Raw genomic sequence first — 26,964 nt, forward strand, 5'->3', positions numbered from 1 at the left:
CAGTCTCCTTGTTGTTATTTTGGGTAGCGCTACTTTTCCACAATGGCGGTAATGCCCAGCCCGCCCGCCGCACAGATCGAGATCAACCCACGCCCGCCGCCGCGCTCATGGATGGCCTTGGCCAGCGCCGCCAATTGCCGGCCACCAGTGGCAGCAAACGGATGGCCGCAGCCGAGTGAGCCGCCGTTGACGTTCATTTTCGCGCGGTCGATGGGGCCCAACGGCGCGTCCAGCCCCAGCCGTTCCCGGCAATAGTCCGCGTCTTCCCAGGCCTTGAGGGTGCACAGCACCTGGGCAGCGAAGGCTTCGTGGATTTCGAAGAAATCGAAGTCGGCAAAGCTCAAGCCTTCGCGCTTGAGCATGCGCGGCACCGCATAGGCCGGGGCCATCAGCAGGCCTTCGGTGCCATCGACAAAATTCACCGCGGCCGTTTCGCCGGTGCGCAAGTAGGCCAGCACCGGCCAGCCGTTGGCAGCCGCCCATTCCTCGCTGGCCAGCAGCACCACCGAGGCGCCATCGGTCAGGGGCGTGGAATTGCCCGCGGTGAGGGTGCCATTCTGGCGGTCATAGGCGGGGGCCAGACCGGCGAGTTTTTCCAGGCTGGCGTCGGCCCGCAGGTTGTTGTCCCGGGCCAGGCCGCGATGGGGGCTGATCAGGTCGTCGAAGAAACCACGTATGTAGGCCGCGTCCAGGCGCTGGTGGCTGGTGAGGGTCAGTTCATCCTGGGCCAGGCGCTTGATCTGCCAACGCTTGGCCATTTCTTCGCAGTGCTCGCCCATGGACAAACCGGTACGCGGCTCGCCGTTGCGGGGCAGCAGCGGTTTGAAGAACATCGACGGTCGCACTTTCAACAGTGTCTTGAGCTTGTCGCCCAGGCCCTTGGCGCGGTTGGCCGCGAGCAAGGTGTGGCGCAGGGATTCGTTGATGCCGATGGGCGCGTCGGAGGTGGTATCGGCGCCACCGGCAATGCCTACTTCGATCTGGCCCAGGGCGATTTTATTCGCCACCAGCAAGGCCGCTTCCAGGCCGGTGCCACAGGCTTGTTGCACATCGTAGGCCGGCGTGTCTGGAGACAAAGTGGTGGACAGCAGCGATTCACGCGCCAGGTTGAAATCCCGCGAATGCTTGATCACGGCCCCGGCAGCAAACTCGCCCAGGCGCTGGCCGTGCAGGTTGTAACGGTCGATCAGGCCTTGCAGCGCCGCGACCAGCAGATCCTGGTTGCTGTCGTGGGCGTACACCGTGTTGGAACGGGCAAACGGGATGCGGTTGCCGCCGATGATCGCCACACGGCGGGTCGGGGCCGGATTGAAACTGTAGTCACTCATGTAGGGCTCTCATTCCAGACAAATAGCCCGCGCATATGGGGTTTGTCGCCGGCGAAATCACGCACTTCGAACTCACGGCGCGGGCCGCTTGCGGGGTGGTTCCACAGGGCGACCTGGCCGGGCAGGAAAATCGGCAATTTGAAGTCGCAATGGGCTTCGGCCTGAACCAGGCCACCAGGCGGTTGCTGGGCGGCCAGGGCGCGACCCAAGGTCCACATGCCGTGGGCAATGGCGCGGCGAAAGCCGAAGAGCTTCGCGCCGATCACCGAGGTGTGAATCGGGTTGAAGTCCCCCGAGACCTTGGCGAAGCGCCGGCCCAGGTCGGCGGGCAACACCCAGCGTTGGGTGCGCAACAGGCCGTGCTCCTGCAACGGCAACGCGTCGGCCCACGGCTCGCCGACCGGGTCCTTGACGTCGCGGCGCAGGTACAGGCTGTCGCTTTCCCAGGCCAGGGTGCCGGCGCTGTAGGCGCGGGTGGCGATGCTCAGCGCCTGGCCCTTGGGGTGGGCGACCCAACGCTCGGCATACACCTCCAGGCGCAAAGCCTGGCCTTCGTGCAGGCGTTGGTGCTGACGGATGCGATTGGCCAGGTGCACCATGCCGCTGGCCGGGTACGGGAAGCTTGGTCGGGTCAGCAGCATCAGGTGCAAGGGGAACGCCAGCACGTGGGGATAGGACAGCGGCACGCCCTGCTCGCGACGAAAACCGCAGGCGCGGCCATAGGCGGCGATGCCAACGGCGGACAACTCCACCGCCGAACGCACCAGGCGCTCCTTGGGCAGTAGCGGTTCGCCGTCGAGCTTGGGCTTGCGCAGGGCACGCACGCCGTCCAACAGCAGCTGCGTGCGCGAGGGCGGCGGGTGGACAATCTGGGTCAGGTAGTCCATGGCTCAGGCTCCCAGCAGACTTTGGCCGCACACGCGTACGACTTGGCCGTTGACGCCGCCCGAAGCCGGGTGCGCCAGCCAGGCGATGGTTTCGGCCACATCGATGGGCTGCCCGCCCTGGCTCATGGAATTCATGCGCCGCCCTGCTTCGCGAATCATCAACGGGATCTTTGCGGTCATCTGGGTCTCGATAAACCCCGGCGCCACCGCATTCACCGTCACCTGCTGCTTGGCCGCGCGTGGCGCGAGGCCTTGCACCAGGCCGATCACGCCGGCCTTGGAGGTTGCGTAGTTGCTTTGGCCGAGGTTGCCGGCAATGCCGGAAATCGATGACACGCACACGATGCGACCACCGGGGTTAAGGCCCTGGTTGTCCAGCAAGGCGTTGCTCAGGTGCACCGGCGCGTCGAGGTTGACCGCCAGCACGCTGCGCCACGCCGCTTCGGGCATCTTGGCGATGGTCTTGTCACGAGTAATGCCTGCGTTGTGCACCACCACATCGAACGCGCCGTACTGGCTGACGTGGGCCAGCAAAGACGAGGCGGCCTCAGGCGCAGTGATGTCCAACGGCAACGCAGAACCACCGACGCTGGCGGCGGCCTGTTCCAACGACTGCTGAGCCTGGGGCACGTCCACGCACACCACATGGGCGCCCTCACGGGCCAACACCTGGGCGATGGCCAGACCTATGCCACGGGACGCGCCGGTGACCAGGGCACGTCGGCCGGCGAAGGGCTTCTCCCAATTGACGCCAGGATTGCCGTCCACCGGTTTGTCCAGCCGTACCACTTGCCCCGACACATAGGCCGAACGGCGCGACAGGAAGAAACCCAGGCTGCTGTCCAGCGCGTCTTCGGCGCCCGGCGCCACATACAGCAGTTGCACGGTGATCGCCCGGCGCAGCTCCTTGGCCAGCGAACGCACCAGGCCTTCGAGGGCACGCTGGGCGATGGCCTGGGGCAAGTCCTGGCAATGTTCCGGCGCGGTGCCGAGCAACACCACGCGGCCGTGTTGGCCGAGGCGTTTGGCATTGGCGTGGAAAAATTCGTAAAGCTCATCCAGCTGTTTCAGGTCGACCACAGCGCTGGCATCAAACACCGCGCCCTGCACCTTGCCCGTCGAGGGCGCCTTGAGCGTCGCCGGGGTGGCGGCGACGGTATCGGTCCTGCTGAAGAAGCGTTGCACCTGAGCCGTCAGGCGCCCTGCCCCGGCGATAATCACCGGGTTGGCCAAGCCTGGTTGACCGCTGCGATGGCGCTGAAGCGGCAGCGGTTGCGGCAAGCCGACCGCCTGGGCCAGGCGCCGGCCCCAAGGGGAATTGACGAACGATAGGTAGCTGTCACTCATAGATAGATCCACTCACAACACGGACCGCGGTGGGAGGGAGCTTGCCCCGCCCACGCAGACCGCGATTTTTCTAGTTGACCGAGGCGTTTTCGCCTTGGCTGGTGCGACGTTTGGGGGCCGGCTCCAGCGCCTGCTTGCGCTGCTGCAACGCCTCCAGCAAACCGAAGTCCTGAGGGAAGTCATCCACCTGGATACCGTGGTCGGCGTATTCCACATAACGGCCGAGCAAGGCGTCTTCGTCGTCGCTGATCAAGTCCAGCGCCCTGGCCTTGACGCGCCAGGAGGTGAAGGCTGTGGCAGAGATCGGCATCGGTTCGAGTACGCCCTGCTTGATCGCAGGCTTGAGTCGGGCCTCGATCAGCTCCACTTGTGGCAGCAGACGGAAGCCCAACTCGCCGTACGCCAGCTTGTCGATTTCCGGCCGTGGAATGTAGGAATTGGCCAGCAACCGGTCGCGGGTTTCACCCGGTGTCTGCACCACATCGGCCACCTGGGCCAGCAGGCGATCCGAAGGCTTGCGCAGCGGGATGCCGAACGGGAATGTCAGGCCACGCACCACTGCAGCGGCGGCTTTCGAAGGGTAGTTAGCCAGCACTTCAGCGAGGGCTTCATGGGCACGCAACAGCGCGTCCTGGGCCGACCAATGCACCAGCGGCAGGTCTGCCTGGGGTCGGCCATCATCCTCGAAGCGCTTGAGCACGCAGGACAAGATGTACAGCTGCGACAGAATATCCCCCAGACGCCCGGTGATACTTTCCTTGCGCTTGAGGGCGCCCCCCAGCACGCCCATGGAAATGTCCGAGATCAACGCCAACACCACCGACAGACGATTGGCCTGGCGGTAGTAGGTCGCCAGCGCGGGCTCGGTCTTGGCCGGTGCGGAAATCAGTCGCCCGCCAGTCAGCGAATGCACCACCGCACGTACGGTGTTGGCCAGCACGAAACTCACGTGGCCGAACATCGCCGTGTCGAAGTCTTCCAGCGCCTTGCGCCGGTCCGGGTTGCGTGCTGCTTCCATTTCGCGGAACACATAGGGATGGCAACGGATCAGGCCCTGGCCAAAGATGATCAGGCAGCGGGTCATGATGTTCGCGCCTTCCACCGTAATGGCGATGGGGCTTTGCTGATAGGCGCGGGCCAGGAAGTTGTTGGGCCCCATGCAGATGCCCTTGCCGGCGACGATGTCCATGCCGTCATTGACGATGATGCGTGCGCGCTCGGTGACGTGGTATTTGGCGATGGCCGAAATCACCGACGGTTTCTCGCCGGCATCCAGGGAGGCCACCGACACCTTGCGCACCGCATCGCAGGCATACAAATGCCCAGCCATGCGCGCCAGCGGTGCCTGCACCCCTTCGAACTTGCCGATGGGCAGGCCGAACTGCTTGCGCATCGCGGCATACGCCGTGGTACCGCGCACCGCAACCTTGCCCAGGCCGACGTTGGCCGACGGCAACGAAATGGCGCGGCCAGCGGCCAGACATTCCATCAGCATGCGCCAGCCATTGCCGACTTGCTCGCGGCCGCCGATCACCCATTCCAGTGGGATGAATACGTCCTTGCCGGTGGTCGGGCCGTTCTGGAACACGGCGTTAAGCGGCCAGTGACGACGACCGCTGTTCACGCCGGGATGGGACGTCGGGATCAGCGCGCAGGTGATGCCCAGCGAACCTTTCGCGCCCAGCAAGCCGTCCGGATCTTCGGCACGAAACGCCAGGCCCAGCACCGTGGCAATCGGACCGAGAGTGATGTAGCGCTTGTCCCAGGTCACTTTGAAGCCCAGCACTTCCTCGCCCTCATGCACGCCTTTGCAGACGATGCCCAAATCGGGAATGGCCCCGGCATCCGAGCCGGCATACGGGCTGGTGAGCGCAAAACACGGGATGTCTTCGCCACGGGCCAGGCGCGGCAGGTAGTAATTGCGCTGGGCATCGGTGCCGTAATGCAGCAGGAGTTCGGCTGGGCCAAGGGAGTTGGGCACCATCACCGAAATCGCCGCCGCGGAGCAGCGCGTCGACAGCTTCATCACCACTTGCGAATGCGCATAGTGGGAGAAGCCTTTGCCGCCGTACTGCTTGGGAATGATCATGCCGAGGAAACCGGCGTCCTTGGTGTACTGCCAGCCTTCGGGGGACATGTCCTGCCAGACCTGGGTGGTTTCCCAGTCGTTGGCGATGTCACAAAGGGTTTCCACTTCGTTGTCGAGGAAGGCTTGCTCCTCGGCGCTCAGGCTCGCCGGCGCGGCTTGCAGCAGGCGCTGCCAGTCGGGTTTGCCGCTGAACAGCTCGGCGTCCCACCACACGGTGCCGGACTCGATAGCCGCACGCTCGGTGTCGGACATGGCCGGCATGATCGTGCGAAACAGGCCTAGGGCTTTGCTGGTGAGCAGGGTACGGCGCAGGGGTTTGATCGTCATCAACAGCGCAGGTGCTATCACCAGCAGCGCCGCGACGGTAAGGCCGAACGCAGCCACCACATTGAGCAGATAACCCAGTGCCAGCCAGACCAGGCCTACACCCAGCCACAACGCGGCGGCAGCTTGTCGATACGCCAGGGCAATCGCTGCTGCGACACCCACCAATAACCAGATAACCATGGGGATACCTCTACTCGATTCAGGGTACGGCTACGACGCGCCAGCTCGTGAATGGGCTGACACGTAAAGCCACACTACAAACTTGGAAAAGCAAATTCAAATTTTGTTTTGAAATTTTTATTTAATGCTTGGACGAAAAAATAGCGGCTGAACGGGTCAGCCTGATCAATCAACAACTGAGGACGAACGACTGGGTGAAGGCAATAAGATGCGCTTGGTGCCCTCTTCCATCGCCCTTCGTGAAACGTCAGAAAGCGTAGGTCGCCGATAGGCTCACCACATCACCTGACGACTCGGCTTTACCATTGAGGCTTGCGCCCCCAAGGCGATCGACGTTCTGGGTCTTCAGCTTGACCTCCTCTACGAACTGGTGGGAATACGCAGCGTCAAGACTCAGGCCCTTGATAGCTTTCACCTCGTAACCGGCGCCCAACGACAGGAAGGTCCGATCACCGTCTGGAATCCGCGGGTCACGGGTCGAGTTACGGGTAGGTGTCTGGTCCAGGGCTACACCGGCGCGCAACGTCAACTCGTCGGTCACGCGGTAATCACCGCCAATGGAAAGCATCCAGACGTCACGATATTTATAGGGAATAGAGACAATCTCCGAGCCCCGCGACTCAAGCGTCAGGTTTTTAAACGACGACCACTTGGTCTGGACCGCACTCACGCCCATGGTGAACCGGTCATTGAACTGGTGCACCCAGTCCAGGCCGATAGTGGCGGGAATGTCCAGTTGGACGCTGGCATGAGCGCCGTCGGGAAACAGTTCCAGCCCTGGATAGGCGGAGCCAACCAGTGTTCCGCTGCCAGTGAACGGATTCGTGCCCGTCATCAAGTTATTCGAGAATGCGTCTGCACGAATGGTGTATTTGCCCGTCAGCTTGTTCTTGATCTTGGCGTGATAGTTGATGCCTAACGTGTCTTTATCGGTAGGCTTCCACGTCAGGCCGGTAAACCAGCCGGTGGAAATATTGTCGACCTTGACCCGTATCAATGCATCACCGACGCCTGACGGCAAGTCGAGGTTGCCGAGGATCGGATCCTGGGAAACCGCCGCTGCCGCCAACAGATCGATGTTCTGGCTGACGAAACCCTTGGTGTGCTGAACGATCACGCCGCCACCGACAGAGAACTGATCATTCACCTTGAAGGACAGCGACCCGGTCAACCCCACGGTTTCAATCTTGGTATCGACGGCGAAATCGCGAAATTTGGAGTCCTGGTCCCACGTCGAACGCATGCCTTGAGGCACCACTTGACTCAAGCCGAACGCAAACCGATCCCCAAGCGGCATCACCATGAAGCCCGTCGGTAACCAGGCAGTGAACCCCCCTTGGCCGCCATCATTGTTATTCACCGTGGTTGCAGAGAGGTCCGGGAAACCATCAGCCCCAATCGGCGTATTGGAGGTAGGGTTACCCAGGTAATCGTTGGCCTCGCCTTTGTATTTGATTTTGATGCGTGCGTAGTCGACCGTGAATTGCGCCACGTTGTGCTCGACAAACGCCATGGCCGCAGGGTTGTTGAAGGCCGAACTGGGGTCGTTCTTGAACAGCGAACCCCCCGCAAATGCACGCCCCCATCCTGGTGCGCCGAAGGTGGGTGTTGAAAAGCCGCCAGCCTGGACAGGCACGGTCACCATCACCCCGCCTATCAATGCCAGCCCCAGCAAAACCTGCACGTGTTGTTTCTTATTATTCATGCGGCACTCCTTATTATTCTCTCTGCGAGCCGGCATGACCGGTTCGTCTTGCAGCCTGGCAATTCATGAACGGGCGCCCGGTTCAGGCGCCCGTTTTTCAGCGGGTGATCAGCCCTTCGTTCTCAGCCTCGGATCAAGGCACGATGGTCAGCGCAGGGCTCGGAGTAACGCTCAGGCTGACGACGGTGCAGCTGCCACTCAAGGTCTGGTTGGTGGCGGTCAATACGCCACCCGAGTACCCCACGGCAATGGTGGACGGCCCGCAATTGGAGGCTGGATACAGGAAGGTGCTGGCGATGGTGTAACCCACATTCGTGACGTTGCCAGCCGCTGCCGCCGTGGCGGTCAGGGTCCAAGGCAAGCCGGTGATCTTAGGCAGCGCGCACAGGCCGCCACCGGTGATCGACACGCCAGTGATTTTCGCAACGCCAGTGGCATCGACGTTCCCGGTAAAGGTCGCGCCGCAGTTAACCGCCGCCTGGAAGGAGGATGGCGACTTCACCGAGATCGTGCCAGGCGCGGTGAAGCTGGTGCTCACAGGAGAGATGCTGAAAGCGTTCGCCATGGAAGCAGCACCCATGCAAGCAGCCAGGGCAGTCAACGACACGAGAGTTTTAAAGCTTTTCATTGTTTTTCCTCACATGTAATGGCGAGTCATTCGCCAGGGGGTAATGGCCATGAACGAGAGGTCACGGTGAAACTGCAGAACTTCCCTTTCCAGCCAAATCTCAATTCAATTACCGCTGCACGTTATTCAACAACTTTGAAGTTCGGCGGCATCTTGATCAACACCGTCTTGATCTTGCAGTCTTCGCCAATCGGTACATTGGCGGCTTCCAACTTGCCGGTGGCGTTGTCCCAGGTGCCATCCGCCGTAGAAGGCCCGCACTTGCCACCGAGGCCGAAGGCGTGAACATCAACGCTGATATTCGACATGGAACCGCTGCGAGTGTCCTTGGCGATCAATACCCACGGCAAGTTGATGGCTTCGACCCGGCTGCACTTGAGGCCACCGTCGAATTCAACTTTATCGACATTCACCGAAGTACCATCCGCCGCGACCTTGCCGGCCACCTTGATGGTGCAATCGGCGCTGATCAGCGCACCCTTGGAGAAGCTGATCGGGCCTTGGGCCGTGAAGGCACTGCCAGCCGGTTCGATACGGGCGGCCTGGGCCTGGTGGTAGGCGATCAGGCCCAGCGCAGCCAATAGAATATGGGTAGTGAACTTGGCAGGTGTTTGCATGGTGTACGTCCTTCCCTTTAATTATTGTTGTTCGGGTCAAACCACTTCCTCGGGGCGATAACGTCCTGCGCGGCATGTAAGGCCCCGAGTACACAACTTACAGTTACTGCATGTCAGAACGGCGTGGCGCTGTTGCTGTACTTCTCCAGATACTTCAAGCGTTGTGACGGCTGAAGATTGGTCAGGGTGATATCCCCGGCATAATGATTGAGCACCCGATGATCCATGCGCCGGCGCCATAAGTAAGGCACGTACGCCCAGACAATCATGCTCGCGTAACCATAAGGCAGTTGCGGCGACTCATCAAAATGACGCAATGACTGATAACTGCGCGTGGGGTTGGCATGGTGATCGGAATGCCGTTGCAACTGAAACAAAAAGATATTGGTGACAATCCGATTGCTGTTCCAGGAGTGACGCGGCGAACAGCGTTCATATCGACCATTGGGCAACTTCTGGCGTTTAAGGCCGTAGTGTTCGACATAGTTCACCACTTCCAGCAGCGAGAACCCGTAGATGCCCTGGACAATCAGGAACGGAATCACCGCCACTCCCAGCCAGGCAATCATCGCGCCCCACAACACCACGCTGTACATCCAGGCGCTGAGTACGCCGTTCTTCCAGTGCCAGGCCGGCAGGCCGAGTTTGCGCAGGCGCTCGCGCTCCAGGTTCCACGCCGACTGCGCACTGAACCACACCGAGCGCGGCAGAAAGGCCCAGAAGCTCTCGCCCAGGCGCGAGCTGGCCGGATCCTCCGGCGTGGCGACGCGCACGTGATGGCCACGGTTGTGTTCGGTGTAAAAGTGCCCGTAGAAGGTCGGCGCCAACGTGACCTTGGCCAGGAACACTTCCAGGGCGTTGGGCTTGTGCCCCAGTTCATGGGCGGTATTGATGGCGATGCCAGTAGCGGCGCCAGTCGACATGGCCATGCCCAGGTAGGTAAACCCACTCGGTGCGCCGTGCAGTTGCGTGCGGTCGGTGATGTAACTGGCGGCGTGGACCAGCCAGTTGGAGGGGTCGAGGTTGGCGGTGGCGTGCAGCAGGCCACCCTGGATGATCCACTCGATACCGCCGGCGGCCAGCCAGCCGGTAATGATCACCGACGAGATGACGAACAGCACGCCGGTGTAGACGATCCAGCGGTAGTAGCGTTGGGTTTCCAGATGACTGACGGCGGACTCGGGCGGGTTGCTCACGTCTTCGCCGAGCAGGCCGTCGATCAGCGGGATCAGGCCGAAGATCACCAGGACACCGACCCACCACAATTGCTGGACACCGGTAAGAATGGCGAGAGAGCCGGACAACAGCGGCGTGGCCAACGGCATGATGCCCAACCACCAGAGGTGGCGCTTGCCATCGGTCCACACACTTGGCGCTGCCAGAGTCTGGTTCATGGCAGCCTCCTTGGCAGGGAGGTGGAAAACAGGTTCAGGGAGCGCTGAAGGCTCCGGGAAATCAACCATGCGATAAAAGACGTTTTTTTCATTTTTATTCGCTCTTAGGCATTTCAAAAATCATTTCAAAACAATCATTGAAATATTTTTTTAAATAAATAACGCGGAATCGTTAGGTCGTCAACTACTTTTTCGAAGCCTTTTTGACGTGACCGGACAGTCTCTTTTTCCGCTGTTTGGTCAGGTCTCTAGGGCAGGCATTTGCGACATCCAGACCCGCAATCAGGGCCACGATTATTTGTTCGCCAGGGCAAAGGGCGGATGCAGGACCGTGGCCGTTTGCGCCGGACGCGCCCGCTTGGCCACCTGCAACACCGCCTCAACCACCCGCGCCGTGGCGGTGATCGGCAGCATATGGCCGCATCCTTCCACCAGTTGCAGCTTGAGGCCTGGCACTTTGTCGGCAAGGGCCTGGCCGTGCTTGCGAAAGTCCAGCACCTTGTCCCGCGCACCGTAGATCAGGCCGATGGGCAGGGTCAGTTGCGGGTAGCGCTTGAGCATGTCCGGCAGGCAGTCGTTGACCAGCGCAATTTCACTGGAGGCGGCGTAGAAGTTGTCCGGACGCATGCCCAGCAGCCCGCCGCCCTGGGTGGCGAAATCTTCGGGGGCGGTGTCCGGCGCGAACACACCCTTGACTACCGAACGTCGGGTCAACAGGCCCATGGGCACGGTGAGTGTGTGAGCGACCCAGCGTCGCAGCCACGCCGGTCGCACCGCCAGCGACCAGAACACCAGCGGCAAAGTGGGTTGGGGATGGGTCAGCGGCGCCACCAGCACCAGGCCCGAGACTGCAGAGGGATGATCCAGGGCCAGGGCCAAGGAGATCGCCCCGCCCAAGGAATGCCCCAATACCAAAGGTTTATCCAGACCCAGCACATTGATAAACGCTGCGATTTGCCGCGCCTGGGCCGGCAGGTCTGCTGCCGTGCCTTTATGACGGGTGGAATAACCCGACCCCGGACGGTCCAGGGTGATCACCCGAAAATGCTCACGCAACTGGCCGGACAAGGCATAGGTCAGGTTGCGACTGCTGCCCATCAAGCCGTGAATCATCACCAGCGGTGGGCCCTTGCCCTCTTCTACATAATGAAAGCGCTCGCCATCGACCTCCACAAAGCGCCCGTTGATGGGGACAGCGGCTTCGATGCGCCGTGTCATCCAGGCGCTGAAGCCCCATAACACCGCACTTGCGCCCGCCGCAGCGGCAACCCACTCCACAGCCATAGCTCGGTCCTCTGCATCCCTGCTGCTGGCGACCCGACCGGAATTGGTCAAGGCCTCAGCCACCGTCCACACCCTGGACCTGAACCTCATGCATGCCGTGCTCGTCCGTCGGACAAGGGGTGCATACCAAACATGGTCCTAGCGTAGGCGATATTTTCAGGTAGATTATTTAAAATCTTTTTTAAAATAATTAATTCAATTTTCCTTTGCAATGGTGTTTTATCTAAAAGACAAAACAAAAACAGGAGCACATCCGATGCCCATCAAGGACAGCCTATGAATGCCCACAGTGAATCCATCGACATCGCCATCATTGGCTCGGGCTTCGCCGGCCTGTGTATGGCGATCAAACTCAAGGAAGCCGGGTTCACCGACTTCTTTATCGCCGAGCAGGCCGACACCCTCGGCGGCACTTGGCGGGACAACCACTACCCAGGCTGCGCCTGTGACGTGCAGTCCCATGTGTACTCGTTTTCCTTTGCGCCCAACCCGGACTGGACGCGGCAGTTCGCGCCGCAGGCGGAAATCCGCGCCTACCTGGAGCAATGCGCCAAGCGCTTCGAATTGGCGCCTTACCTGCGTTTCAACAACGGCCTTGAGCGCGCAGTGTTCGATGAACAGCAGCAACGCTGGCAATTGAGCTTCAGCAATGGCCGGCACGTGAGTGCACGGGTGCTGGTATCGGGCATGGGCGGCCTGTCGCGCCCGGCGTTACCGCAGATTCCAGGCCTGGACAGCTTCAAGGGCAAGAGCTTTCACTCGCAGCAGTGGGACCACGACTATTCCTTGAAGGGCAAGCGCGTGGCAGTGATCGGCACCGGCGCCAGTGCCATCCAGTTCGTGCCGCAGATCGCGCCGCAGGTGGCCCACCTGGACCTGTTCCAACGCACGCCGCCGTGGATCATGCCCAAGCCTGACCGGACGATATCGCCCTTCGAGCGCTGGTTGTTCAGGCACCTTCCTTTCACCCAGCGCCTGGTGCGCAGCGCCTTTTACTGGGCGCTGGAAGGTCGTGTGGTGGGCTTTGCCCTGCACCCACGGCTGATGAAAATGGTGCAGAAAATCGCCCTGCGCCATCTGCACAAACAAGTCGCCCGTCCTTCCCTGCGCAAGACCCTGACGCCGGACTACACCATCGGCTGCAAGCGCGTGCTGATCTCCAACGATTATTACCCGGCGCTGTCGCGCAGCAATGTCGAGGTGGTCACCGAGCCCGTGCTGCGCGTCGAAGCCGACGGCGTGATCACCGCTGATGGCATCAAGCACCCGGCCGATTGCCTGATCTTCGGCACCGGCTTCCAGGCCACCGATCCCCTGCCTCGGGACTGCATCATCGGGCGCGACGGGCTGGACCTGATGGACACCTGGCACGACGGCGCCCACGCCTACAAGGGCACTACGGTGCCGGGTTATCCCAACCTGTTTTTGATCGTCGGGCCCAACACCGGCCTGGGGCACAACTCGATGATCCTGATGATCGAGGCGCAGGTGACCTACATCCTCGACGCCCTCAGGCAGATGCAGCGCCAGCGCATCGCCACGGTGGACGTCAAGCCGGCGGTGGAACAGGCCTACAACCGTCAACTGCAAGACCAGCTCAAGCGCACCATCTGGAATACCGGCGGTTGCCAGAGCTGGTACCTCGACCCGCGTACCGGCAAGAACACCACCCTGTGGCCCGGCTCGACATGGCGCTTCAAGCAAGTCACACGACAGTTTGCGCTCAAGGACTATGTAGTCGATCGGTTACCGCTCCATACGCCCGCCCATCCGGCAACGGCGCCCCATTCCACCGCAGAAGGCAGCCTGTCATGAAGTCATTCAACGGTCGCGTGGCGGCCATCACCGGCGCGGCATCCGGCATGGGCCGTTCATTGGCCCTGGCGCTGGCACGGGAAGGTTGCCACCTGGCACTGGCGGACAAAAACGCCTCGGGCCTGGAGCAAACCCTGACGCTGATCAAGACCTCCACCCTGTCCCCGATCACGATCACGACCCAGGTGCTGGACGTGTCCGATCGCCAGGCCATGGAACAATGGGCGGCTGGCTGCGTGGCGGAGCACGGCCGGGTCAACCTGGTGTTCAACAATGCCGGAGTGGCGCTCTCCAGCACAGTGGAAGGTGTGGACTATGCCGACCTGGAGTGGATTGTCGGCATCAACTTCTGGGGTGTGATCCACGGCACCAAGGCATTCCTGCCTTACCTGAAGGCCAGCGGCGATGGCCATGTGATCAACACCTCCAGCGTGTTCGGCCTGTTCGCCCAACCGGGGATGAGCGGCTACAACGCCACTAAATTCGCCGTGCGTGGTTTCACCGAAGCGCTGCGCCAGGAGCTGGACCTGCAACGCTGCGGCGTGTCCGCCACCTGCGTGCACCCCGGCGGCATTCGCACCGACATCTGCCGCAGCAGCCGCATCGACGCGAACATGACCGGCTTCCTGATCCACAGCGAGCAGCAAGCCCGCGCCGATTTCGAAAAACTCTTCATCACCGATGCCGACCAGGCCGCCAAAGTCATCCTGCAAGGCGTGCGCAAAAACAAACGCCGCGTGCTGATCGGCCGCGACGCGTACTTCCTCGACCTGCTCGCCCGTTGCCTGCCCGCGGCCTATCAAGCGTTGGTGGTGTTCGCCAGCAAGCGCATGGCGCCCAAGCAACCCCGACCGGTCTTTGAAACCAACGACGAACCCCGTCTCTGAACAGGAGCACGCACTATGTTGCCTATCCGCCGCGACGTCCGTTTTGCCCTGCCCGCCGAGCGCATCACCAACTGGCACGAACAGGGCCCGTTCATCACGCATTTTTTCAATGCCCTGTCGCTGCTGTTTCCCCAGGGCGAGCTGTTTTTCATGGACAGCGTGCGCCACTACCGCCAGCGCGTAGAGGACCCGGCGCTGAAAAAAGAGATCCAGGGGTTTATCGGCCAGGAGGCCATGCACAGCCGCGAACACGTGGCCTACAACGACCTGATGCAAGCGGCAGGGCTGCCGGCGCACACCCTGGACGGTCGCCTCAAATTCATCCTCGACCTGCAGAAAAAACACTTCCCGCCGGCGTTCAATCTGGCGATTACCATAGCTCTTGAGCACTACACAGCGATGCTGGCGGAAATCCTGCTCAGCGACCCGTCACGCTTCGGCGATTCACTCAAGGGTTACCAGCAGATGTGGTACTGGCACGCCCTGGAAGAAACCGAACACAAGGCCGTGGCGTTTGACGTGTGGAATACCGTGATCAAGCCAGGGCCCAAGCGCTATCTGCTGCGCACCGGCGCCATGCTGACCACCACGGTGTTCTTCTGGCTGGTGGTGCTGGATTTCCACGTGCGCCTGTTGATCGCCGACCGCAAGGCCGGTGGGCACCTCAAAGGCTTCTGGCGCATGCTGAAATTTCTGTATGGCCCCAAAGGCGTTTTCCCACGCATGCTGCGGCCGTGGTTGCACTACTTCAAACCCGGCTTTCACCCATGGGACCACGATAACCGCGCGCGCCTGGCGGGTATCGACGAGTTGATCGAGGACATCGAACAGACCCAGCGGGGTTACTAGACCTGCGCCAAGGTTTCACGCTCGCGCACAAAGCCTTCCAACTGATCGCCCGGCAGCGCCTTGCTGAAATACCAGCCCTGGATAATCAACTCGGGGCCGGTGTTCAGGAAGGCCAACTGCTCGGCGGTCTCCACGCCCTCCACTACCACGCCCAGGTTCAGCGCTTCACAGAAACGCAGCATGCCGGTCAGTACCTGGGCGCCTTTGGGGTCGTGCTGGGCCACCACAAAGCTGCGGTCGATCTTGATGAAGTCCACCGGAAACTGGTGCAGGTAACTCAAGGCTGAAAACCCGGTGCCAAAGTCGTCGATATAAACCTTGGCGCCGATGGCCTGCAATTTACGGATGTTCTGGCGCGTGGCCGGGATATCGCTGATCAGCGCATCTTCGGTGATCTCCACCGATACCTGCCCGTGAGCCTGGGCGAGGATTTCCACCAGGCGCTCGCCATAGGCGGCATCGGTCAGGGTGGCGCTGGAGATATTGATGGTCATCGGCAGGGCAAAGCCGACTTTTTGCCACTTCTGGTACTGACGAACCGCCTGGGACGCCACCCACACATCCACGTCCGGCATCAAGCGCGCCTGGGCCAACCATTGCAGGAACTCCCACGGCGAATGCACCGTGCCCTGGGCGTCGCGGGCGCGCATCAGCGCTTCGCATCCGGTACACAGGCCGGTGCGGGTCGAGACCTGTGGCTGGAATTCGAGGTAGAACTCGTAGTCGCTGATCTGCTGGATATGGCTCAGCTCATTGGCCTGGCGCGCAAAGGTCTTGTGGGACACCAGCACCGGGTCCAATTCACGTAGCCGGCCTTTTTCTTCAAGGCCACGGAAGGTCATGTCCAGGGATTTCAGGTAAACCGTGCCCCCTTCGGCGGCCTGACGATGGATTGCACGTACGTAAGGCGCGTACACCAGGGTGCCCAGGGCCAGTAGCGCGACTTGCAGCACCACTGCCGCCAGATCACCGTGGGTACTCAGGTAGGCGTTGAGCAATATCGGAGAGGTGAACGGCACGCTGGCTACCGCCGGGGATACCCACCCCCACCCCACCACGGTCAGCGCTACCATTGCGTTCAACGCGGGCACCACCAGAAATGGAATGAACAAACGTGGATTGAGGATGATCGGCAGGCCAAACAGCAGGACTTCACTGACGTTGAACAGTGAGAGCGGCAGACTCGCCACAGCCAGCAGGCGCATGGACTGGCTCTTGGAAAACAGCAGGATGGCCACCAGCAAACACAACGCGCCGCCCGAGCCGCCGATAAACGCAAAACTGCCCAACAGGCCGCTGTTGAGCACATATTTAATCGGTTCACCGGCGGCCAGCGCGGTGCCGTTGAGCACCACGGCCTGGTCCAGGACGTCGAACAGCGGCTGCATGGCGTACACACCGTGAATCCCGAAAAACCACAACAGCGAGTTCATCAGGGTGACAAACAAACCGCTGCCGTAGGGCGACGCCAAGGCTTCAATCACCTGCGGCCCCTGCAACTGCGCCACATAGGGAATCTGCAGCAATAGGGAGAGCAGCGCGACCAGCGCCAGCGCGGTGATCGCTCCCGGCACGACCATATTGATCGTACCCCGCAGGTTGTGCCCTACCAGGTCTTCATTGATCAGGCGGGTCCAGCGATAGCGGCACAGCCAGGCCATGGCCGGCACATTCAGCAGCGGTGAGGCAATGGCGATAAAGAGAACGAACGTGGCGCAAGCGCGGGGGTATTCACGCAGGATAAAAGTCGCAATCACCACTTGGGCCAGGCACAGGAACGCCACCGGTAGCTGTGGCAGGCGGTATTGGATCGCGAGCATGTAACCGATGGAGGCCGCTACCAGCAGCGGAATCACGGAACTGATCTGATTGTGCAGCCCTGCGAAGAAGGCCACCACCTGCGGATCGAACCCCAGCACCCGCGCACATTCGGACAGGATCAGAAAACTCGCCGACACCAGCAGGCACGGCAGGATCCACAGCAGCCCTTCGCGGATTGCGCGCAACGACTCGGTGCTGGCCAAAGCGGCCAGGCGCTGGGTAAAGAAAAGTTTGAACAGCGTTTGCGCCATGACCCGTCCCTCAGCCCATCGCCGTCTGCCCCTGGAGGGCAGGACCCGAAATACCGGGGCTAACGCTACACGTCCTGGCACCGGGAGCGAAAGCCTTTTGCCATGTCTCGGCGTGAAATTTCAGCACTGTTTTCAATTGTTGGATTTTCCGGCCTGGGCCACGCCCGGAATCTGCTTCAATACCCGTTATCTCTGTGCTCAATTCGCACAAAACTCGCATCGGGCCAGAAAAACGAAGCCTGATCCCAACTGATTTGGAGCATGCCCTTGTCAACACCTGGCGATAATCACCAGCTCGCGCTGGACCGTTTCTTGAACGAGCACCCCGACATAGCCGCAGAACTGAACACGTTGAACCCGCTGGCAGCCCAGGCCAAAGGCGAAACCCAAGCCCAGTACCGCGCCGAACGGCTGCATGAAGCCTTCGAAGCGGAAGCGGAGCGCCAGGGTTTGTTTGCCTGGGAGTTGACGCTCAAACTCACCGCAGACACCCCGCAAGCCTTTGAGGCCCAGCGCCTGGAAGTGCACAAGGAAGTGGCGCAGATGGCCGGCCTGAGCTGGGTCGAATACTGCCAACTGCATGACTTGGCTGGCTGATACGCCCACTAAAGAAACCACGAGCGCCGCCGCCCATTGATGGCTTCGCACAGTTCGTCGACCGAAATCGTTCGCTGCTCAGGGTCCGCCGCCAGCGCAGAACGCAACGCCGGCCAGCAATGCCTGGGCAAGTGTCGGGGCCTGGGCACAGGCTTTTTCAACTGCCCCCCATCGGGACGGCTTCCCTGGGCCAACTCATAGATCACGCAGGCAGCGCCATACAGGTCGGCCCTGGCGGAGAGGTTTCCACCCGCCACCAATTCCGGCGCCGCATAGGCGGGTGTCCAGGCGTTCAAACGGCTGCGGCTCAAGGCCGGCAGCCCCGCAGCCTGCTGCACCTGCGCATGACCCAAACCAAAATCGAACAAGCGCACGCCCTGCTCGCCCACCATGATATTGGCGGGTTTCACATCGCCATGCAGCACGCCCTGCTGGTGGGTATACGCCAGTGCTTCCAGTAGTTGCATCGCGATGGGTTGCAACTCAGGCCACGGCAATCCATCCGGATACGCCTGGAGCCGTCGATCCAACGTCATACCGTGCAGCAATTCCATGGTGAAGAACGCAACCTGACGCAGGCTGTCGACCTCGAAGGCAAAGGTCCTGACCACGTGATCGTGGCGCAGGCTTCGAGTCAGGGCGAACTCGCTGTACAGCAAGACATGACCATCGCAAGATCCGGCAAGCGTATCGCTCAACAGCTTCAATGCCACCCAGGCGCTGGGTTCGCCAAACGCCTCGTGCAGCAGGTCGCGGGCACGGTAGACAACCCCCATGCCGCCGGAGCCCAATACCCGTTCAAGGTGATAACGCCCGGCAAGCAGGTTCGGCGGGCCGAAGGTCGCGCTCATGGCTGGACCACCACGGCGGTCAGGTCATCCCGCGCCGCGCCGCGCAACACTTGGGCAAACAACCGATCCACCGCCTGTCGGGGCGTCCCCAGACTCAGGGCGTTGCCCAATTCGCCATGACTGAGCCCCTGATACAAACCATCGCTGCACAACAAAAATACGTCCCCCGGCTGGGTGCCGAGTTCCAGCACTTCCAGGCTCAAGGGCTGCCGGCCGCCAATGGCACGGGTCAAGGCCCGGGCGTGCGGATGAGCCTGAGCCTGTTCCAGGCTCAGTTGCTGCGTGTCCATCAACTGCTGCAACCGGGAATGGTCCCGCGACAACTGGTACAAGCGTTGACCGCGCCACAGGTAGCAACGGCTATCCCCCACCCAAATACAGGCGGCGCGATTCCCATCGAGCAACAGCGCAACCACGGTGCTGCCCATGATGCCCTCGGCGGTTTGTTGCAACGCCCGTCCCATCTGAGTATCGAGCCATCGCAGGCAACGCCGCACGGCCTCGACACGTTCATCAAGACAGCCCTGGCCGGGTAATGAAGCCAGGCTGTTGATGACCCACTGGCTCGCCCTATCCCCGGCCCGATGGCCACCCATCCCGTCGGCTACCGCCCAGCAACCGTGCTGGGGGCAGTCGAGGAACGCATCCTCATTGCGCGAACGCGCGTTACCCCGCAGCGTTCGTCCGGCGCTGTCCCTCTGGATATGCAGCTGCCTCACAATTGCTCCGGCAGACGGAACGTGCGCCACGTCGCCAACTGAAACGGGCCTGGGTGGCGTTGGCTGGTGAGCAGGAAGTTGGCGCGCAGGCCAGCCAGATCGGCCTTGAGCAGGTGTGCATCCCGGCCGCTTGCAGGCTCGCTTTGCATCAGGTCGAAAAACCGGAATAACGACCAGGGGCCGGTGTTTTTTTCAATGCCCAGCGGCCGCTCCGCGCCCCGCTCCAGCACCAGGCTGCTGCGGCCATTGTCTGCGTCATTTGGCCAATGAAACGCCATCGGCACGATCGGGCCATGACGGTATTCAAGGTGTTGGTCACCAATGCTCAGAATCGCGCGGCTGACGGCCTGATCCAGACTGTAGGGCGCCAGCGTGAAGCGGACCGCCCAGTCCCCCTGTTCTTCAGTAAAAAAACCATGTCGAATCATCTGGGCCTTTGTCAGTTGCTCCAACAGCGAGCGCGACAACGGCAGGCTCCGGCCATCCAGGTTGCGCAGGCGATAGCGGCCACCCTCGGCACCGACAAAGGGCCGCAGGTAGCTGTCGTAAAAGCGCGCCATGCCTCCACGAGGTTTGAAAAACTCCTGGAAATCGCCCAAGGCAACGTCGCTGCCGGCGTGGGCACTGAACGGGTAGCGGCGCTGAATCGCCTTGGCGTAAAACCCGTACACCTCAGTTTGATAGCGTTGATTGACATGCACATAGGCGTCATCAAGCAGCAGTCGCCAGCTCTCATCGGCAATGTCGCCAAACCAGCCCTTGAAAGGTTGCGGCAGGCGCACTGCAGCATCACGCACACGGCCCAGCAGCGGCTGCTGCCCTTCCATGCGTTGCTTGACCAGCTTGAACGCTGCCTGCTCCGGCGCGCCCTCGCGGTTCAGTGCCGCCAATTGCAGCTGCCATTCATCCAGCAGTCGCAACGCCTGCATCAGTTCAGCGCCTGGGTTCTGCTCGGCATCCAGCAACTGATGCAAAGGTTCGAATCGCCGCTGCAAAGCACGTCGCGCAGAATCAGAAGCCGCCGGTACCGACAGCTGGCTGGTCAGCACACTGGATGCCGCCTCTTGAACTGCCTCCCCCATTGCCTGAAGACGATCGCTGGCCGCCGACAAGCGGGTGTTCTCTCGCACCTGCTGCAACAGTTGCACCAGCGGTGATTGCACTGACGCCAATCCGGCAAGCCCATCGGCATGCTGCCGGAGGCTGTCGCTGCGCTGCAGGCTGATCCGCCCCAGGGCCTGGCTCCAGGCATCCGCGTACTCGCTGAAATAGCGTTGTTCCAACTCCAGCATCAACTGGCGCAAATCCATGGCGCTCAGATCGCCGGCCTCCCCAAGCACCCAGTTATCCTGGGCGATTGCGTTGACCAGACGGGGACCGTGTTTTTCAAAATAGTGCACGTACCGTTTGGTGTAGAAACCCGGTATCGGCTGGTCGACAGCGGTGAGGCCCAGCCCTTCTGGTAGACGATGGGGCTCCAGGTTCCTGGCCTGGTCTCGCAGCACCCGATAGACCACATCCGCCAGAGACTCACCTCGTAACGCCTGCCGGGCCTGAGCCACCAGCTCGGTGTTCAGGGGCGCCTGGAAGGGTTGTTCAAGCATCCGCGAGAGGTGTTCGTTCAAGCGGCTCCGCGTCGAAGCCTCCCCGGCATACCGGGTGGACCAGTGACCGGCCATGTGCTGTGCCAACCAAGTGGTATCGCGCCGCTCCCGCAGGTTAAGCATCAGGTAGGCCCGCAGCATGTCCAGCAGCCTCTCGCGATCATCAAGACTGGTCCGCACCTGTTCTTCGAGCAACGAGGTCACCTGCGGTAGAAACTGCTGGTGCAGCGCCTCTTCATAGGCACTGATCAACGGTGCACGGCTCACCTCGCCTTGATACAAGCCGGCCCTCTCCGTCCAGCGAGCCTCTCCCACCGACGGAAATACACGGGTCGCGGCCAACAGACCGTCCAGCAAGGGCAGCAACGTCAGGGTTTGGTCTGCGGCGGACGGACCCGGTGGCGGCGACTTGATCAGTTCCGCCAGCTGCATCAAACGCTGGTGGTTGACCCCATAACTGTGTGCCCACAGGCCTCCTGCCCCGGTGATGACCAGTACGGCGGTCAACGCCAGCAACCCTTGGCGTTGACGGATGCGTCGGCGCTCCGGTGTCTGCAATCCCGCGAGATTGGCCTCGGCAAAAATCACGCGGTTGAACAGGCCCTGGACGAAGTGGGAGCGCCTGTCGTCAGTCTGCGCGCACGTCAGGTAAAACCCGCGCAATCCGTTGATACGCTGAAAGCGGTGCGCGGAGAACGCAGACTCCACAAACAGACACAAACGCTCACCGATCTGCGCAGCCTGCCGAGGAAAATCGAGCATCTGGCCACGACGCCCGGCATCGCGTTCCTGGTGCAAACGCGGGATCAGCTCCGCTGCAAGGCGTTGCAACAGCGCCTCGAACGCTTCGCGCACCTGGGTCATTTCGGTACCGGCGGCGCTGGTAGTCAGCCGCTCCCCCAGCAAGGTGTCGACGCTGTCGCCGTGGGATGCATCGAAGAACTCGGCGAAACCCGGCAATCGGTCTGCCTGGGTCAGCACCAGATAAACCGGCACGTCCACATGCAGCGTCTGCTGAATATCCTGCAAGCGGCTGTGTACGTGGCGCGCATGCAGGTCCAGGTCGCGCTCGTGGCTGCCTAGCAGTGTCTCTACCGCCAGCGTCACCACCACGCCGTTGAGCGGGCGCGCCCGGCACCGCCCTTTGAGCAAGCCCAGGAACGTCGACCAGCCGGCCCCATCGACTGCGCTATCAGGCTGGGCCAGGTAGCGCCCGGCACTTTCGACGAGTACGGCTGCGTCAGCCAGATACCAGTCAAAATACTGAGTTGCGCCCGGCGCCATCGCCCCGTCCCGATCCAGCGGGAACGGTGAGCCGCAGGCCGCCAGCAATTGGGACTTGCCACTGCCCTGTTGGCCGATCAACAGGTACCAGGGTAAATCGTTGCGCCAACGTTCACTGCGCTCATCATAACGGTGGGAGATTTTCAGCGCGTGCAACGCCTCCTTGAAACGGCCACGTACATGCCTGCGCTCATCGTCAATCAACCCCTGGCGTTGATCGCGTGCCTGCTGTTCAGGTTGGTTGATCCGTGCGGTACGACGTGCGCCCACCACGACCATCGCCAATCCCCACAGCAGCAACAGGCCACAGATGCTCAGCAGGCGCGACGTAGCACCTTGCCAGAACCGGTGGTCGTCCAGCGCCAGCAACGGCCCGAAAAACCACACCAGCAGCGCACTGGCCAACACGATAAGCAGGCTCCAGACCCAACTCTTGCGCAGCACTGTGCCCACGCCCTTGAAGAATGCGTTCATTCATTGCTCCCAGCGTTACAAGGACGACCGTGTCTTATCCGGCGCCAAAGGTTGAAAGGATTGCAGCACCGTCATGCGTTCAGTGCCCAGGACCCAGGCAAAACCTGAGTACATCGCCAGCAAACAGACCCATGTGAAGATCACGACCCGGGTAACGGAAATAATGCGCAAGCGTGCACCTGCCGCTGGGACAGTCGCCGTTGGCGCCGTCATCGATGGGCGATCACCACGCACGTGCCTGATCTGTCGGTACAAACCATCGCGCACGGTTTCCAGCTGCGACCCTCCACGTTCCAGGACCCGGTATTTACCTTCAAAACCCAATGACAGGCACAGGTACATCAGCTCCAGCATGGCCAGGTGCTTGACCGGATCACGGGACAGGCGCTCCAGCAGTTGGAAGAATTTCTCCCCGCCGAACGTTTCATTGTGAAAGCGGCTCAGCAGGCTGGTCTTCGACCAGTCACTGCGATTGCCCCAAGCGGTCGTCACCACGGCTTCGTCAATCACGCTGCAGAGCACATAACGCGCCGACATGACCTGACTGTTTTCTGCGCCCTGGTACAAGGCACGTGTTTCAAACGCGGTAATTCCCGAGGACAGCCGGTCGTTGAGGCTCTGCAGGCTTTCCCGTCCGGCGTCGCCTTTGAGCTGAACCACCTGTGACAGCAGTTCCCAGGCGGCGGCCACCAGAGTGTTGGGCCCTATATTGAAGCTTTGTACCCCTTGCTGGCCGGCGGTATAGATCATCCGGTCTTCCAGGTGTTCGAAGCGCGGGGGCGTGGGGAAATCCGTCAACGCCACGTGCGCCGGGGCGCGGCCATCGCGGTCAAGCAGCACGGTTTTTTCGTCCTGCGGGTATTCACTGTCCATAGTCATGGCGTTCAGTTCCTGATGGCCCAGAAGTTGAGTTCAAGTTCGGCAAACTCGCCGCTGGCATGAAAGGCAAAACCACCGGATTGCTCCAACTGCGTGATGTCACGGGCGCCGAGTTCGAGCATGAAATAGGTCTTGCCGGCGTGAAATGGGATCTGTCGCGGCGCTACCGGCAATGGCTTGACCTTGATACCGGCCAAGTGCAGGTTGACCAGCTCGCGGATCCGCTCCACCGGTCCGATCTTGAGGTGCGCAGGCAGGCGGTGGCGCAATTCATCCGAATCACACTGAGCGGTCGCCGCCAGAATGAACGTGGCCGTGCCCAGCAATTTGAGGTCACTCACCGGGCACACCAGCACACCGTACTGACGCTGTTGCAACACCAGCTCAATGGCATGTTGCTCCAGCACCGACGACAGCACCCCGCGCACGCCCGCCATCAGGCCGCGAAAGCTCGCGGCCTGGTCACAATGCCGGTAATACCCTTCCAACTGTGCACGCTTGCTGTCGGTGGCAAACGTGGACAACTCGCCGAGAACTGACAGCAACTCTCGATACAAGGCTTCCGGACGTACCTGCGTCTGACCCAGGTAGTGCCGCAATACCAGCTCCGTGCGATTGATCAATTGCAGCATCAGAAAATCGCCGACTTGAGCGCCCGATGCTCCACCATTGCCCTGGATGCGTTCGGCAATCGCATCCCCTCGGGTCGCGAGCAGGCTGAGTACTTCCTTGATGCATGACGATACGTAACCTGACTGCTGCAGATAGATGAATGTCGGTACAAAATCCGTGTCCAGCCGCACGCCGCCCTCAGGGGTCGAGTCCAGCACCTGGGCAACCTGAAGCTTCACATGGAGCGGGTCACTGGATTGCTCTCCCAAGAGCAATCGCAGGTCCGGCCGTGCGCAGTTGATCCGACAACGGGACTCGACTCCGGCGTTGGAGTCACCGATCTCCGACTCACAACTGACGTAACGTGCCAGCACTTCGCTTTGCTCTTGCCTGCGCACTTCTATCTGATTACCGATGACCAACGGCAACGCCAGGAACACCGGTTGCCCGGCTGTGTTGGCGGGCACCTGCAATACCAGCGGCGCCATCGCTGCGGTCAGCTCGAACAGGCTGCCGTCAGGGAAGACACCACTGGCTTGATTCACGACCACCTTGCCCATGTTGAGGTACTGCACGTCGACCTCCAGACTCAGGAATCCCCAGCCATCGCTGCCGAGCAAGCGGGTACGGTTGAGCTGCTGATGGTAATAGCGGTCGTTGTGCTGCAAATGCTGGGGGCGCAGCAGCATGCCTTCCTGCCAGATGACTTTATGAATTTCCATTTCAATCTTCCCTTCTGCTGGTTCGGATACCCGACTCGTCAAGAATCAGGTCGGCCCGTGTCAGCCGTTGCCGGGTCACGGGAAGCACAAACCGCCACTGCACGTGGGGCAGATTTCGATAGGCAGCCAAAACGCCGATATAACGACTGTGTGGTTCGACACTGAGCTTGAGCGCCAGCTGTTCACCAGGGCGCAGCTCCAGCTCTTCGCCATTGACCCAGTCCTTGGGTAATGACTGCTCGGCGCGACTATAGAGACTGAAGAAATCAGCATTTTCGAACGCCACCGGATGCCGTAGCTCAATCAGGTGCACAACCACTGGCGACGGACGACCGTGCAGGTCCGGGTTGACGGATTCGCTGGCTGCCAACGTCAGATCCAGCTTGGTCAAGGTGGAAATGGGTGAGACGCCGGCGCAACCGGCCAACAGCCCCAGAACGACAAGCATTGATACAAAAGGGATTCGATACATGACCATCATCCTGAGCAAGTCGTAAGCAACGTGGAGACAAGGCGCACCTGTTCTTTGTAGGCGTTGGAAAAATCGTTGCGCAACAGATGTTCGCCCGAGGCGGCCTCATCGTTCAGCCGCCGATGATGAAGTTGGTAAGCCCGCCAATGTGCACCGTCGGTAGAGAACCTGCGCGGCTTACCTTGGCGTTCGAAGCACAGCAGCAGATGGTCGGGTGCAAACGCTGCCAGCGCGCCCCGCATGGCGGCGCGGCAGGCCACAACCAAGGCGAGTTGATGGATTTGGATCTCCCGGCATACCTCGGCAACCGCCAATTCGGCCGAACGCTGGCCTACCTCGGCGCTGCTCAAAAGCGACGCCAAGGTGGCCTGTATATCGGGGCAATCCTTCAGGGGATTGGGGCCTTTGAGCGGCGACGTGGCCCAGTCCAGATTCAATTCACTGTTGAGTTCATCGCGGGTTCGCAGGCTCTGCTGCAAGCCTTCGATAGATTGCCTGCACAGCCCCGCCACTTTGATGGCGATGGCCTCGCGACCCGCCGTGTCGAGCGCACCCATATCCATGCCCAACGCTTCACCGAATTGCGCCCAGAAGATTTCCGTTGCTGGCGCAGCCACCGCAGCGGGTTGAGTACAGGCCTCGCGTGTGCCGGGCTCGGCCCATCTCGGCACGATCATATGATCGCGCTCTACCGCGCCGTGAGAAAACGTGCCGCCCGGCGCCTGCGCCGCAGATCGCCAGGTGTCTGGTTCGTCGGACGACGTGCTGTCCGAGGGTTCGTGCTCCAACACCTGCAACGGGTCCAGCCCGAGGAAGGCATCGTCAGGAATCGGGTCAGTGCTGGCAAACGCTCGCCGGTCCCGCGTCGAGCCCTGCCCCGTCAAGCGTGCGCGAATATCCATCGAGCCGACTTGATAGACATCACCTTCGCTGATCAGGCGAGCCTGGCCCTTCAGCAAACGCTCGGTACTTCCCGACACACCAATCCCGTTGCTACTGATATCGGTGAGAAAGTACTGGCCGCCTCGGTAACTGACCAAACCATGTTGACTGGAGAGCAAACGGCTGGGGTCGGGGATGACCCAGTCACAACCCGAGCCACGGCCGATCACGCCACCGACGCCGTCAAAAACCTTGCCGGCAGGCGGTTCACCGTCCGTGGTATTGCACACCTCTAACACTAACTGCATGGCAGGGTTCCCCAGTTCAATGGCCGCGACGGAGCGCATGGGGATCACCCAGCGGACGGTAGTCGGCATCATCAAAAACGTAATTGGCGTTACAGCCGCCCAGTAAACACAGTGCAAGCGCCAGGGCTTGCCATGGACGAACAGGCATCAG

The 26,964-nt window shown here is 61.3% G+C and carries 22 protein-coding genes; 4 read left to right on the forward strand and 18 right to left on the reverse strand.

Annotation, left to right across the window (positions count from 1 at the left end; all coding sequences use genetic code 11):
* Positions 1–29: 29 nt before the first annotated feature.
* From AB3G88_RS14730 to AB3G88_RS14770, 9 genes are all read right to left on the reverse strand, one after another.
* Positions 30–1,328 (reverse strand): acetyl-CoA C-acetyltransferase, encoded by a 1,299-nt coding sequence (locus AB3G88_RS14730; protein WP_112195643.1) that lies wholly within the window; start codon positions 1,326–1,328, stop codon positions 30–32.
* Entirely contained in the window at positions 1,325–2,215 is an 891-nt protein-coding gene (locus AB3G88_RS14735) for a MaoC/PaaZ C-terminal domain-containing protein (protein WP_480450393.1), read from the reverse strand. Before AB3G88_RS14735 ends, AB3G88_RS14730 begins: the two co-directional genes overlap by 4 nt.
* A gap of 3 nt (positions 2,216–2,218) precedes the next feature.
* Positions 2,219–3,562 (reverse strand): 3-oxoacyl-ACP reductase, encoded by a 1,344-nt coding sequence (locus AB3G88_RS14740; protein ID WP_480450395.1) that lies wholly within the window; start codon positions 3,560–3,562, stop codon positions 2,219–2,221.
* A 70-nt stretch (positions 3,563–3,632) separates the two neighbouring features.
* Complete coding sequence (locus AB3G88_RS14745) at positions 3,633–6,158, reverse strand: acyl-CoA dehydrogenase (RefSeq protein WP_250925124.1); 2,526 nt, start codon at positions 6,156–6,158, stop codon at positions 3,633–3,635.
* Positions 6,159–6,405: 247 nt separating this feature from the next.
* Positions 6,406–7,863: an outer membrane protein transport protein gene (locus tag AB3G88_RS14750; RefSeq protein WP_099583229.1), complete on the reverse strand. Its 1,458-nt coding sequence runs from the start codon at positions 7,861–7,863 to the stop codon at positions 6,406–6,408.
* Positions 7,864–7,996: 133 nt separating this feature from the next.
* Positions 7,997–8,491, reverse strand: a complete 495-nt coding sequence (praB, locus tag AB3G88_RS14755; protein WP_122308546.1) for an alkane oxidation protein activator PraB — start codon at positions 8,489–8,491, stop codon at positions 7,997–7,999.
* Positions 8,492–8,613: 122 nt separating this feature from the next.
* Positions 8,614–9,108, reverse strand: coding sequence for an alkane oxidation protein activator PraA (gene praA, locus AB3G88_RS14760; RefSeq protein WP_480450398.1), 495 nt, complete (start codon positions 9,106–9,108; stop codon positions 8,614–8,616).
* Positions 9,109–9,221: 113 nt separating this feature from the next.
* Positions 9,222–10,502, reverse strand: coding sequence for an alkane 1-monooxygenase (locus AB3G88_RS14765; RefSeq protein ID WP_480450400.1), 1,281 nt, complete (start codon positions 10,500–10,502; stop codon positions 9,222–9,224).
* A 294-nt stretch (positions 10,503–10,796) separates the two neighbouring features.
* Positions 10,797–11,786, reverse strand: coding sequence for an alpha/beta fold hydrolase (locus tag AB3G88_RS14770; RefSeq protein ID WP_177411548.1), 990 nt, complete (start codon positions 11,784–11,786; stop codon positions 10,797–10,799).
* Between the two features lie 276 nt (positions 11,787–12,062).
* Between AB3G88_RS14770 and AB3G88_RS14775 the strand changes: the two genes are divergently transcribed.
* The 3 genes from AB3G88_RS14775 to AB3G88_RS14785 are packed head-to-tail and all read left to right on the forward strand — an operon-like array spanning position 12,063 to position 15,337.
* Positions 12,063–13,601 (forward strand): flavin-containing monooxygenase, encoded by a 1,539-nt coding sequence (locus tag AB3G88_RS14775; protein WP_112195653.1) that lies wholly within the window; start codon positions 12,063–12,065, stop codon positions 13,599–13,601.
* A complete protein-coding gene (locus AB3G88_RS14780) occupies positions 13,598–14,488 on the forward strand; it encodes an SDR family NAD(P)-dependent oxidoreductase (protein ID WP_480450403.1) in 891 nt (296 codons plus the stop codon). The genes AB3G88_RS14775 and AB3G88_RS14780 overlap by 4 nt, the downstream gene beginning before the upstream one ends.
* A 15-nt stretch (positions 14,489–14,503) precedes the next feature.
* Positions 14,504–15,337: a metal-dependent hydrolase gene (locus tag AB3G88_RS14785; RefSeq protein ID WP_112195657.1), complete on the forward strand. Its 834-nt coding sequence runs from the start codon at positions 14,504–14,506 to the stop codon at positions 15,335–15,337.
* Here the strand turns inward: AB3G88_RS14785 and AB3G88_RS14790 are convergent.
* On the reverse strand, positions 15,334–17,409 hold the full coding sequence (locus AB3G88_RS14790; protein ID WP_099583221.1) for a PTS sugar transporter subunit IIC/EAL domain-containing protein: 2,076 nt from the start codon (positions 17,407–17,409) through the stop codon (positions 15,334–15,336). The two genes, AB3G88_RS14785 and AB3G88_RS14790, sit on opposite strands and share 4 nt — an antisense overlap.
* 267 nt (positions 17,410–17,676) lie before the next feature.
* On the opposite strand from AB3G88_RS14790, the gene AB3G88_RS14795 reads away from it, so the two are divergent.
* Positions 17,677–18,006: a DUF6388 family protein gene (locus tag AB3G88_RS14795; RefSeq protein WP_099583254.1), complete on the forward strand. Its 330-nt coding sequence runs from the start codon at positions 17,677–17,679 to the stop codon at positions 18,004–18,006.
* An 8-nt stretch (positions 18,007–18,014) separates the two neighbouring features.
* On the opposite strand, the gene AB3G88_RS14800 is transcribed toward AB3G88_RS14795, so the two are convergent.
* Genes AB3G88_RS14800 through AB3G88_RS14835 form a run of 8 tightly spaced genes read right to left on the reverse strand, consistent with a single transcriptional unit; the run spans position 18,015 to position 26,961 of the window.
* Complete coding sequence (locus tag AB3G88_RS14800; protein WP_099583220.1) at positions 18,015–18,857, reverse strand: serine/threonine-protein kinase; 843 nt, start codon at positions 18,855–18,857, stop codon at positions 18,015–18,017.
* Entirely contained in the window at positions 18,854–19,567 is a 714-nt protein-coding gene (locus tag AB3G88_RS14805; RefSeq protein ID WP_112196964.1) for a PP2C family protein-serine/threonine phosphatase, read from the reverse strand. The genes AB3G88_RS14800 and AB3G88_RS14805 overlap by 4 nt, the downstream gene beginning before the upstream one ends.
* A gap of 5 nt (positions 19,568–19,572) precedes the next feature.
* Positions 19,573–22,938 carry a type VI secretion system membrane subunit TssM gene (gene tssM / locus AB3G88_RS14810; RefSeq protein ID WP_480450406.1) on the reverse strand — a complete coding sequence of 1,122 codons (3,366 nt, stop codon included), beginning with the start codon at positions 22,936–22,938 and terminating at the stop codon, positions 19,573–19,575.
* Between the two features lie 15 nt (positions 22,939–22,953).
* Positions 22,954–23,817: a type IVB secretion system protein IcmH/DotU gene (gene icmH / locus AB3G88_RS14815; RefSeq protein WP_480450408.1), complete on the reverse strand. Its 864-nt coding sequence runs from the start codon at positions 23,815–23,817 to the stop codon at positions 22,954–22,956.
* Between the two features lie 5 nt (positions 23,818–23,822).
* Positions 23,823–25,151 (reverse strand): type VI secretion system baseplate subunit TssK, encoded by a 1,329-nt coding sequence (gene tssK, locus AB3G88_RS14820; protein WP_480450410.1) that lies wholly within the window; start codon positions 25,149–25,151, stop codon positions 23,823–23,825.
* Position 25,152: 1 nt separating this feature from the next.
* Positions 25,153–25,623, reverse strand: coding sequence for a type VI secretion system lipoprotein TssJ (tssJ, locus tag AB3G88_RS14825; RefSeq protein ID WP_099583217.1), 471 nt, complete (start codon positions 25,621–25,623; stop codon positions 25,153–25,155).
* Positions 25,624–25,628: 5 nt separating this feature from the next.
* A complete protein-coding gene (gene tagH, locus AB3G88_RS14830; protein ID WP_480450412.1) occupies positions 25,629–26,813 on the reverse strand; it encodes a type VI secretion system-associated FHA domain protein TagH in 1,185 nt (394 codons plus the stop codon).
* A 16-nt stretch (positions 26,814–26,829) separates the two neighbouring features.
* Positions 26,830–26,961 (reverse strand): type VI secretion protein, encoded by a 132-nt coding sequence (locus AB3G88_RS14835; RefSeq protein ID WP_099583216.1) that lies wholly within the window; start codon positions 26,959–26,961, stop codon positions 26,830–26,832.
* Positions 26,962–26,964 lie beyond the last annotated feature (3 nt).

This window comes from Pseudomonas arvensis, assembly GCF_056688935.1.